We start from the raw sequence: 11,986 nt of genomic DNA on the forward strand, positions 1-11,986 counted from the left end.
GAGAAATTCCAGATAACGAATGGAACCACTATCGTATTTTACATGACTATTTAGGAGGAAGAGGAGTCCCGATTATTGAAGAGGCTAGGCAAATCCTAATTTATGAACCTTTAATCTCTGTTTTCCGCAAATTACTAAACAAAAATTCTTTACATCTCTTATATGAAGCAAAAACTATATTAGATTATAAAAAAATCATAAAAAGAACTCAAGAAGACCTGATTATATTTATCCAAGAGATAAAAAATTATTCAGGAGAGCAGAAAAAACCAGATTATTTAATAGATGAATTAAAAGAAAAGCAGCATAGTCTGGCTAAATTACTCCTCTTAAGTAAGAAAGAAGCTTCTCTTGAATTAATTAGAATGATGACAATAGATGAAATTGCAATTACTCTAGCTTGGCTTTATACGCATCTCCTAGGTAAAATCAAGACAAAAGATCCTGAATATATCATTTACAGTCATACATGGATTGATGAATGGTTACTTGGAAGGATAATAAATGAAATTATATTAAATCTTCCAAAAAATCCAGAAAGATTGGTCATACAAAATCCAAGCAGTCTTGTAAAAGTCTTAATTACACATCAAAACTGGGAAAAGAATTCTCAGCCAATAAACTTAGTTGAAATTTTGAAAGATCCAGAAATACATTCTATAATTAAATTAAATCGATACCAAGAGAATTTATGGTTTAATCAAGAGGATTTTGAATTGTTAATAAGATTTCTTTGCATAATTGCCTTGATAAATCAGGTATGTCTACATAAAATTGAAGGTCTTCCCAATCCTAAAATAAAAGAGATTTTAGATATATTTAACATTTGGCAAGAAGCGCTTAATAAGTCAGAATTTAAACTAGAGAAATTACTTGAAGTTCTAGAAAGCCTCTAATTTTATACTTGGAAAAACAATACATTTCTATCTGTGATTTTAAATCTAGAATCTTATTTAGAAGATATATGTGGAGAAATCATAAATGAATATTCATATTTTTGATTTTTCTTTAGCTTATATTCTTCATGCAATACAGCAAGTGCTGGTAGATCTCCTCCTACTCCTTTTTGCTTTAAATCAATGTTTAAAGTAATAAATTGTCTTTGGGGTAATTCATGAACATATTTTGCTTTTTCTAAGTCCTCCATTGAGTATGGCCAGGCACTAAAATTTAAGAGGGTTCCACCAACATCCTCGATTTTAATTCCATTACCTAATTCATCTAAAATGGTTACCCAACGAACATCAATGCGGTTTCCATTTTCTTGAGGTCGTACATAATTATGGGGAAGATCTTTAATTGTTTTTCTATGAATTCCAATAGCTGCTCCTGTGTATCGATCAAGATACGCCTCATATGGTCCTCTCCCATACCAAGTGAAGTTCTGAAATTTTATTGGAATACGGGTTTGCATTCCAAATCTAATAAGATCTTTTTTTGGGGTAAAACTATTTTTAATGATAATAGAACCAGAATTACCTATTCTAATCATTGATCGATATTTAGTTTTTCCACCTGTGATTTTATAATTAAAATCAAAAACAATTTCTTCATTACTAGATATTACTTTTGATTCACTTACTGTTCGATTTCTAGTTGCTTTTTTCCAGAATGTTGGATTTAATAGCCTAATTTTCTTTAGAATCGGTAGATACATAAAGATTCCTAATTCATTATCTGTTGGAGCTCTCCAAAAGTTGGGAAATAACTCGGAAATGAAAATTTCATTTCCATTAAAGGTAAAACGCTCAATAACACCAGTTTTTCTCCCAATTTCTAGCTTAAAGTTGGATCCTGAAATATAGAATCTATCTAGATCTTCTTTCATCGGTAAGGAGGGTAAAACTGGACTATTAATAAAAAATTCTTTTTTTAGCCGTTTTGGTGCCAATAAAAGTTGATCCCATGCAAGAATCTCTCCTTTCTTTCCCCAGATAAAATCTTTTTTCAATTTGAATACAATATTAAGAAAATATTCGTGATCCTGCTTAAATGTTAATGTTTGATAATTAATAGTATACTCTTTCTTTACTTGAGGGGGAATTCCCAGATCAGGCAAATATCCCTCTAAAATCGTTATTCCATCTTCAATAATATACCAATAGCCTTCGAATAAATAATCTAGTGGAATAAAATAATATTTATTCTCGATAAGGAATTTTCCTTTGATTAAATCAATTGGATGAACTTTAACATTCTGAAAAACCTTTTTAACTTCATACAAAGCAGGATTTGGAGAACGATCTGGTCTAACGATACCATTAATACAAAAATTTCCATCATTAGGTTTGTCGCCAAAATATCCACCATAAACCCAAAATTCTCGTCCATCTTTCGATTTTTGTAGTATACCTTGATCTACAAAATCCCATATGAATCCACCTATGCAATTTGGGTATTTTTCAAATGCATCCATATATTTCTGAAAATTTCCTAGGCTATTTCCCATGGCATGTGCAAATTCACAAAGAACGAAGGGTTTATCACGATATTTGGCTGGTGCAAGTTTTTTTCCCAGAATTGGTGTCAATCTAGAAAACCAACCTCTCGGGATTCTCTTAAATTGACCAATAGCCTCTACTTCTTGAGGTGTTGAGTACATTGTACTAAAAACATCTGATAAGTCAAGATTTTGATCACTTTCATAATGAATGGGCCTTGTTTGGTCAATGGATAACGCGATTTGCTTCATTTTGTTATGTACAATTTTATTAAATCCTGATTCATTTCCAAGAGACCACATGATAATACACGAATGATTCTTATCACATTCTACCATCCGAACCATTCTATCAACTGCTGCCTTTTCAAAAATTAAAGGAATATCTCCTAAACCATGTGTTTCTACATTTGCCTCATCCATAACATAAATCCCAATTTTATCGCATAAATCATAAAAATAGCTAGATTTAGGGTAATGGCTAGTTCTTACAGCGTTAATATTATTCTGTTTCAGGATCAAAATATCCTCTAAAAGACGTCCTTTTGTAATCACATTTCCTGATACAGGGTCAAAATCATGATGATTAACACCTTTTAATTTAATTGAACACCCATTAATTAATAACTGAGCGTTTTTAATCTCTATTTTTCGAAAACCAAAGCTTGATGCATGTATATCATAAATATGTCCTTCAATATCCCTTAATATTAATAAAATTCTGTAAAGATTTGGTATTTCAGCTGACCACTTTTTAGGTTCAATTATTTTGCTCTGTAATAATATTTCCTCAGAGTTTTCAGCATCTAAATCAAGTATCTTTTCTATAATTAGAGTTTTTTCCATAAAAACTTCAATTTTAAGATTTTGGAATATATTAATGGTTGAATTGGTAATTTTCACACGAATATTCAGTAAAGCATCCTTATATGAATCAATCAACTCAGAATAGATGAAATAATCCTTTATACGGATTTTAGATATTGCATAAAGCATTACCTCGCGATATATACCACTCAGACGCCACATATCTTGTCCTTCAAGGTAACTACCATCAGACCAACGATAAACCTCCACTGCTAGTATATTTTCGTTTTCATTTCCCCATTTGAGGACTTTGGTGATATTAAATTCTGCGGGGGTCATGCTTCCTTGAGAATATCCAATGTATGTCCCATTTACCCATACATAAAAAGCAGATTTTACTCCTGCAAAATGAAGAATAACTTCTCTCTCAGACCAAACTGAAGGGACGGTAAATTTTTGAAGATATGAGCCTACAGGATTATAATTATGGTCAATATTTGGAATTTTTTTGGTTCTTACGGAATGTGGGTACTTTACATTAGTATAAATTGGAATTCCATATCCTTTCATTTGCCAATTTGCAGGAACATCTAATTTATCCCATTCTAAGGAATTATAATTAAGTTCAAAAAAATTTTGGGGACGTTTAGATGGATTTATCGCCCAATAAAAACGCCACTCCCCGTTAAGTGATTTGATATAACTGGAATCACCTTCAGAATAAGCTTGGTCAATTGTTTCATAAGGAATAGATATAATATGACCCTCTTCTTTGTTTTGCTCAATAATTTCAGCATCTTCCCATTCTAAATGAGGTTTTATCCTCTTTTGCACATAATCACCTCTTAATCTGGTATTTTATTAAAAATCTCACAAGCCTGTTCAGGTGAAATATCATTTGTCCAAATATTTAGCCCAGTTTCAACACCTGCACGATATTTTTGTTTTATTCCATCACGTTCAGTCGAAACAATCTCAATTCTAAAGTGATGAAAGGAATAATCCTTAGCATTCACTGGGGAGGGATATAACATCATCATGAAGTTAGCGGGACGATTAAATAATTTATCAAACTTCTTTCGTACATGTTGTAAAATTATTGCTAACGCTTCCTTCTCTATCATGAGGAGGTCTGAAAGATTTGTTACATGTCGTTTTGGTACTAAATGTACTTCATATAACCATTTAGAGTAAAAAGGGCAAAATGCAATGAAATGTTCATTTTCACTAATGATTCTCTTATTTTCACGTTTTTCTTCATTTATAATGTCACATTGAAGACATTTTTGCGTTGATTTAAAGTATTTACCTGTTAATTCAAGTTCTCGGATTATTTTAGGAGGAATAATTGAGAGCGCATAAAGTTGTCCATGGGGATGATGGATTGTTACCCCTATATGAGATCCTCGATTTTCAAAAATAAAAATATATTTTATTTTCTTTAATTGACTTAACTCTGTATATCGCTGAATCCAGAGCTCAATTATACTCATTGTTAAACTTTGTGGTTGATTATAAAATAACAATTCGTGGTCGTCTGAATAAAGTATAACCTCGCACCTTCCAATAGCATTTGTCTTTGAATAAAGAGTTCTAACATCAAAAGGATGTTTTTCTGAAGGATTATCCATAGAAAGAGCAGGGTATAGATTTTCAATACTAATGGCAGAATATTGCAGAGGAAGGCCAGGATGTCTTTTTTTAGAATTCGCACAAAATGGACAATCATCCTCCTTTTCAGCAATTATGGGGCGTTTTAGTCGTTTATCATTGACAATGATATAATCTTGAGAAAAAGGATCAAATCTAATTTCAGCCAAGTCATGTTTCCTCATATTAATAGGACAGATTTACTATCTAAAAACATAATAGACTTTATTTTTTTTTATTATTAGTTTAACTAAAAATAGATAGAAATCAAATGAAATTTTTGATTAGAATAGTTTGAAATTTATTATTTTGCTAAAAGAATTATTTTTTCTCTAAAGTTGGATTGACTTTAATGAGTAACAGAATACTATACTAATAATTACATTAATTTAGCATAATTTCAACTCAAAAATTAGAAAATTACCCCCAAAAATGATTTTTAACCGTAGATAATAGCTAAAAAGTATCAATAAACCAATTTATTCCATTCAAAAATCAGTCAATGAAAAAGGGGAATTTTATATTTAATAAATAAAAACGATCATCAATTTAGATTTTTCACCTATTTTACACCAACCTTAAAAAATGCTACCAAAGATAGAAGTTTTAAATCATTTTAGTATTAGAAGTGATTAGAATGTCAGAAAAACCAAAACCGAAATGTATGCATTGTGGAAAACCTGCCGATTATATCTGCAGTAACTGTGGAAAAAAAGCAATTTGTGAGGAAGAGGAAGACGATTATTGTCCGACTTGTGGCCCTGAAAAAGGATATTGGGATGAGCTTTAAGGACCAATCATCCTTTTAATTTATCCCATACCTTTTTTTATACTTTTGTCATACTCCTTTCCTTAATCTAATTATATAAAAATATCAACATCAACAACAACACATTTCTTCCCATCCAAAAAGGAAAAAAAAGTTCAATTCTTGATTTTTAATCAATGGATAGATGAATGTTTAAGGTTGGTTTAAAGAATGATTGATTTATCTTTGTCTGAAGAGCATATTATGTTAAGAGATAGCTTACATGACTTTGTTGAAAAAGAAGTTTCTCCAATTGTCGGAGAATTTGATAAACAACAGAAATCGCTTTATCCAAAGATCATTCCAAAAATGGTTGAACTTGGATATTTAGGTGTATGTTTTCCAGAAAAACTGGGTGGTGCAGGACTTGATTATTTAGCGTTAGCCATTGTTTGCGAAGAATTAGAACGTGTTGATACAGCTTTGCGAGTTATCATGTCAGTTCACACGGCCCTTAATAGTTGCACTCTTTATCAATGGGGAACACCAGAACAAATCGAGAAATATCTAATTCCTCAAGCACAGGGAAAGCAAATCGCAGCTTTTGGACTCACAGAGCCAAGTTGTGGATCTGATGTGGCTGCTTTACAGACACGTGCTGTTCGTGAGGGTGATGATTATATCCTTACTGGAAATAAAATGTGGATCTCATTAGCAGAGACAGCTGATAATTTCTTGGTATTTGCTAGAATTGGAAAGGAAAAAGGCTATAAAAACATCGGTGCTTTTATTGTTGAGCGTACATCTCCTGGATTTTCATCAAATTCTATTCATGATAAACTAGGAGTTAAAACTGGTGACACTGGAGAATTAATTCTACAAAACGTGCGAGTACCACAAGAAAATCGACTTGGGGAAGAAAATGAAGGATTTAAGATTGCTATGAGCGCTTTAGATTCAGGACGTTTTACCGTGGCAGCAGGCGCGGTAGGGTCAATTCGAGCCAGTTTAGAAGCATCTATTAAATATTGTCATGAAAGAAAGGCTTTTGGCCAGGAGATTGGACAATTTGAGTTGATTCAGGAACATATTGCGGAGATGCAAGCTGGGTTAGATATTTCTCAGTTATTAGTATATAAAGCTGCTTGGTTGAAAAACAAAGGTATCCGAAATACTCGCGAAACGGCAATGGCTAAATGGCAGGCTACTAATTTTGCTTTAGATGCAGCTAATAGAGCCATTCAAATACATGGAGCATATGGATATAGTGCTGATTTTCCTGTAGAACGATATTGGAGAAATGCGCGAGCGAATACAATCCTTGAAGGAACTAATGAGATTCAGAAACTTCTACAAGCCTCTCATGTGCTTGGTTATAGGAAACACAGTCATTTACGCCGAGAATTACCTCCCTATACTCCTGAACCTTAAAAATCTCTTAAAAATTGAGAGATTTCTTTCTTTTTGTTAAAATAGGAATTGAATTAAAGTGAATAGGCAAAAAGAAACATTTTCTCGATTTGCTATTAGATGGGGAGGTGCTGCTGGTGATGGATTACAATCTACTGGATTATTATTTCAAAAATTCCTGAATAAAATTGGATACTTTGTTTTTGGTTTTGCTGGAACTCAAAGCACAATCCGTGGTGGGCATGTCTGGCAACATGTTGAATTTTCCTGTAATCCTATTGAAAATTTTGATAGACCACTTGACTTATTAATAGCTATGGACACCCAATCTTTAGAAGCTCATATAAATGATCTTAAAGACCAACGAATTTTACTTTACAATAGCGATAAGACATCAATTGATGAATATGAAACAATTTTAATTCAAAAACGAATTCATGCGTTTGGTATCCCTCTACAGACTCTCATCAAGGAAATTGATCCAAAAAATCCTATCTTAGCTAACTCAGTTACTATTGGAGTAATAATTGGTTTATTGAATCTTAATCCGTCTTTATATAATGAGATACTAATAAAAAGGTATAAAAGTCAAACGATTCAGATAAATCAACAAGCAATTCGTGTTGGCGTATCATATTTTAATGAAAACATCAAGTATAAGATTAATCTAAAAGATGCGATGCAAGCCAACACAGAACATATTGTCATCAGTGGAAATCATATGATTGTCCTAGGAGCGGTTGCAAGTGGATTAAAATTTCTTGCACAGTATCCAATTACTCCTGCATCATCAATTCTTACCTATCTCGCCCAAAATGCTAAAAAATTTGGAGTGGTTATTCGTCAAGCTGAAGATGAAATTGCAGCTATTGGGATGTGCATTGGTGCTTCCTTTGCAGGGGTACGATCAATGACTGCAACTAGTGGCCCAGGAATTTCACTAATGGCAGAGCTATTTGGATATGCTGCTACAACTGAAACTCCGATTGTGATAGTCAATTCTATGCGAGCTGGTCCTTCTACTGGAATTCCAACTAAAATGGAACAATCCGATCTCCTTTCAATGATTCATTTATCACATGGGGAGTCTCCTCGTATTGTTTTAGCTCCACGTACTTTAAAAGAATGCTTTTCCGAAACAGTTAGAGCTTTTAATTTAGCTGATCGTTATCAAACTCCTGTTATTATCCTATCCGACTTTGCTTTAAGCGAACGAACAGAAAGTATAGAGATATTTGATCTTGAGGTTGAAATAAATCGTGGAAAAATTTGGAAAGGTCCCACCGAAGAGTTTCCTGTCTTTAAGCGTTATAAAATTACTGAAGATGGTGTATCACCTCGAGCTATACCCCCAACAAAAGGAGGAGAACATATCATTGTTGGGGCTGAGCATGACGAAATGTCGCATTCACTCTCTGGTAATCGATGTGGGTTACCTAAAACATGGAAAATTAGAGAGGAATTATATAAGAAGCGATTTGCAAAATTAGAACAAATTAAAATAAAAGAGATGAATGTTCCACTAGTATATGGGATGAAAGAGGCTGATTACACAATATTATGTTGGGGAAGTACACTAGGAGCAGTTAAGGAAGCCATTGATTACTTAAATGAGAATACTCTCCAAACATGGAACTTAATTTCTTTTTGTGATCTGTTTCCCTTACCTACGGAAAAAATAGAACCGCTAATCAAAAAAATAAGATTTGGAATTTGGTTTGAAGCGAATTTTACTGGTCAGATGCAAGCCCTAATAAAACAAAGTTTAGGTTGGGAAGCAAATGCCTCTATCCATCCATTAAGTGGGGAGACACCAACAACATCAATGATCATATCTGAAATACGAAAATTAAACTCTATTGTGAATAGGAGTAGACAAAAATGAGTTTCAAAGAAGTGAAAGAAGAAATTAATCCATTTATTGGGGAAGTAAAACCCAACTGGTGCCTCGGATGTGGAAATTATGGATTATTAACAGCTACAACTAATGCTTTAGCTAAATTAGGATTTAAACCCAATGAGGTTGTTATGACCAGCGGAATTGGTTGTAGTAGTAATTTCCCTCATTGGACTTCAGTATATGGAATCCATGCTTTACATGGACGTTCACTTCCTGTAGCTATGGGGGTTAGATTAACAAATCCTAATCTTACAGTTATTGCTGTTAGTGGGGATGGAGATACTTATGGAATAGGAATGGGGCATTTTATCCATGCTGCTCGTAGAAACCTAGATATGACCTGTTTAGTAATGAATAACCAAATAAATGGACTTACTACAGGACAATACTCTCCAACTTCTCAATTAGGTCATATTACGATTACTTCACCTTTAAACGGGGTAGATGAATATCCTATTAACCCGATTTCTTTAGCGTTAGGTGCAGGTACCTCCTTCGTAGCACGAGCATTTAGTGGAAATAGAAAACATCTCCAATCAATAATAGAACAGGCAATTCAACATAAAGGTTTTGCATTTGTTGATGTTTTAAGCCCATGTGTTACTTTCAATAGATTAAATACATATAGCTGGTTCAGAGAACGTGTTTATGAACTGGGGGATGATCATGACACTTCTAATATTTGTGATGGATTGATTAAAGCTCAAGAGTGGGGTGAAAAGATTCCTATTGGAGTTTTTTACCAAATAATCAAACCTTCTTTAAAAGATATGGATCCAACACTTCAAGAAAGAGTTCCAGTAAACGAACCCCTTGGTTTTAAAGCCCAAGGAATTGATGCACATGTCATTTTTGAAGAATTTAGTTAAAAGAATAAAAGAATTTAACCTTATTACAGTATTTCAATCATTTTCTGTAATCTCATTTACTGGTTTTTAACAAAGAACATAGTTACCAATGTCTTTAATTAACCATCTTCTAACGTAATTTTTACCAAACACTATTCTTTGTTACTTTAATTTGCTACATCCCCCTTGATACCTAAATACCCATAAATATCGCTTTCTAGCATTTCAATCGTCTGAAATAGTCTACCAGACTTTTTGAAATTGGCACAAAAATGTCTCCAATCTTTATAAAAGCGTTGATTATAGCATTAATTGTGCCAAAATTACCTCAAATACCTATTTTAACTTTTTTTATATATAAAAACCGTAAAAAATCCCTTACAATAACAAAGGAATTTGATTTTAACCTATTTCCGCAAAAAAGTTAATTTTGGATTTATTATTCAAAGAATAATTAAAAAAAGTTAATATTCTTCGTCATAACAGGAGCAGAAGGACATAAACTTGTAAATTCAATTGATTGTTTTATATTTGGGTCAGCCTCGTCTCTTGGTATGAATTGGTAACCTAATTTTAAAAAGAACTTCTCTGCTGTCTCTGTTAGTAAATAGATATTACTTATGCCCTTTTCAATCGAAAATTCCTCAATTCTTTTTACCAATTGCTGACCTAATCCTCTTCCTTGAAAGGAGGGATGCACAGCTAACGAACGAAGAAGACCAACGCGTCCATAAATCTCGATTCCAATACATCCTAAGATCATTTTATCCTCTTTGCTTATAAAAAAGTTTTGAAAATGATCTTTAACTCCCTCAATGGGAAGATCTACTTGTTTTAATAACATCAATACATTTGAGAGATCTTGAGTGATAGCTTTGGCAATAATTGGCATGCTAATTCATCGTAAAATCAAATATTATCGCTGTTTTTAATTACTTCTTAACGATTAGAAACAATTTTACTAGATAGTTAAGAATTATCTTACTAAAATAGCAGATTAAAGGTATATACAATATCCAAGGGGAATTTATGAAACTTTGTTTTAAATTCAGAATAAACTGAAAATCTTATATAAAATTCAAATATGTTAGATTTTTCTCAGATTTTGCCGATTACAATGTACCAAATAACACTGATTATTGAAATAGAGTCATAAATCATATAATTATTTAAGATAATATTCTATCTTAATTATTTTCAGGCTATTCATTAGATTGCAAAAAATATAATTTATAATAAGACCTAGATATCTTAATTTTCGAGATTCATTAATGTCTAAGACTTTTAAACCAATTATATAACATACAATAAAAGGGGAAAGATTAATGACTGAGAAAGATTTCAAAACTCTAGGTGCAATATTTATTATTATAATCTTTGCTACATGTCTTGCCTTTGCTGGAAGTCAAGGAGGAGTGACCGTTTTTAGCGGAATCCCTTTATTTGCACTTAGTATAGCTATTACTTTTATTATTCAATGGATTGCTTTTATACCTGCTTTTGTATTTAGGACAGAGAAATTCTACGATCTTATGGGTTCTATAACATATTGTACTGTGATTATTCTATCAATTATTTTAAATCCTAAAATTGATTTACGATCTATTTTACTACTAATTTTGGTCTTGATTTGGGCTATCCGTCTTGGGACTTTTTTGTTTTGTCGAATTATGAGAGAAGGGGAAGATACACGCTTCAAGGAAATCAAAAAATCGGCATCTAGCTTTCTATTGACATGGACTCTCCAAGGTCTCTGGGTTAGCTTTACATTGGCTACTGCTTTAGCTGCAATAACAGTAGAGCAAAGAGAAGAAATAGGTGTTAGTGGCTTGATTGGTCTATTGGTTTGGATTGTAGGGTTTGGATTTGAAGCTATTTCAGATTATCAAAAAAGTAAATTTAGATCTAATCCAGAAAACAAAGGAAAATTCATTAATACTGGGTTTTGGTCAATCTCTCGTCATCCAAATTATTTTGGAGAAATAGTTATTTGGATAGGAATCGCAATAATTGCCCTTCCCACTCTTCAAGGTTGGAGATGGTTAACATTAATTTCTCCTATTTTTGTCACATTACTTCTTACTAGAGTTAGTGGGATTCCAATCCTTGAGAACCGTGCTGATGAAAAATGGGGTGGTCAAGAGGATTACGAGGAATACAAAAAAAATACTCCAGTCCTAATC

9 protein-coding genes are annotated in these 11,986 nt (G+C 32.6%); 6 read left to right on the forward strand and 3 right to left on the reverse strand.

What is annotated here, in order from left to right; genetic code table 11:
- Positions 1 to 896, forward strand: an 896-nt coding sequence (locus ACWVCY_RS06710; RefSeq protein ID WP_455141386.1) for a hypothetical protein, incomplete at its 5' end; no start/stop codon positions are given.
- A 53-nt stretch (positions 897 to 949) separates the two neighbouring features.
- Here ACWVCY_RS06710 and ACWVCY_RS06715 read toward each other — a convergent pair.
- Positions 950 to 4,081, reverse strand: coding sequence for a glycoside hydrolase family 2 TIM barrel-domain containing protein (locus ACWVCY_RS06715; RefSeq protein WP_455141388.1), 3,132 nt, complete (start codon positions 4,079 to 4,081; stop codon positions 950 to 952).
- 11 nt (positions 4,082 to 4,092) lie between these two features.
- Complete coding sequence (galT, locus tag ACWVCY_RS06720; RefSeq protein ID WP_455141390.1) at positions 4,093 to 5,067, reverse strand: galactose-1-phosphate uridylyltransferase; 975 nt, start codon at positions 5,065 to 5,067, stop codon at positions 4,093 to 4,095.
- Between the two features lie 467 nt (positions 5,068 to 5,534).
- Between galT and ACWVCY_RS06725 the strand changes: the two genes are divergently transcribed.
- The 4 genes from ACWVCY_RS06725 to ACWVCY_RS06740 all read left to right on the forward strand — a co-directional run bounded on the left by ACWVCY_RS06725 (position 5,535) and on the right by ACWVCY_RS06740 (position 9,824).
- Positions 5,535 to 5,687, forward strand: coding sequence for a hypothetical protein (locus ACWVCY_RS06725; RefSeq protein ID WP_455141392.1), 153 nt, complete (start codon positions 5,535 to 5,537; stop codon positions 5,685 to 5,687).
- A 189-nt stretch (positions 5,688 to 5,876) separates the two neighbouring features.
- Positions 5,877 to 7,076, forward strand: a complete 1,200-nt coding sequence (locus ACWVCY_RS06730; protein ID WP_455141394.1) for an acyl-CoA dehydrogenase family protein — start codon at positions 5,877 to 5,879, stop codon at positions 7,074 to 7,076.
- A gap of 58 nt (positions 7,077 to 7,134) precedes the next feature.
- Positions 7,135 to 8,940: a 2-oxoacid:acceptor oxidoreductase subunit alpha gene (locus ACWVCY_RS06735; RefSeq protein ID WP_455141395.1), complete on the forward strand. Its 1,806-nt coding sequence runs from the start codon at positions 7,135 to 7,137 to the stop codon at positions 8,938 to 8,940.
- Positions 8,937 to 9,824, forward strand: a complete 888-nt coding sequence (locus ACWVCY_RS06740; protein WP_455141397.1) for a 2-oxoacid:ferredoxin oxidoreductase subunit beta — start codon at positions 8,937 to 8,939, stop codon at positions 9,822 to 9,824. Before ACWVCY_RS06735 ends, ACWVCY_RS06740 begins: the two co-directional genes overlap by 4 nt.
- Positions 9,825 to 10,257: 433 nt before the next feature.
- On the opposite strand, the gene arsN2 is transcribed toward ACWVCY_RS06740, so the two are convergent.
- Complete coding sequence (gene arsN2, locus ACWVCY_RS06745) at positions 10,258 to 10,695, reverse strand: arsenic resistance N-acetyltransferase ArsN2 (RefSeq protein WP_455141399.1); 438 nt, start codon at positions 10,693 to 10,695, stop codon at positions 10,258 to 10,260.
- A gap of 433 nt (positions 10,696 to 11,128) precedes the next feature.
- On the opposite strand from arsN2, the gene ACWVCY_RS06750 reads away from it, so the two are divergent.
- Positions 11,129 to 11,986, forward strand: an 858-nt coding sequence (locus ACWVCY_RS06750) for a DUF1295 domain-containing protein (protein WP_455141400.1), incomplete at its 3' end; no start/stop codon positions are given.

Source organism: Candidatus Hodarchaeum mangrovi, from assembly GCF_975850365.1.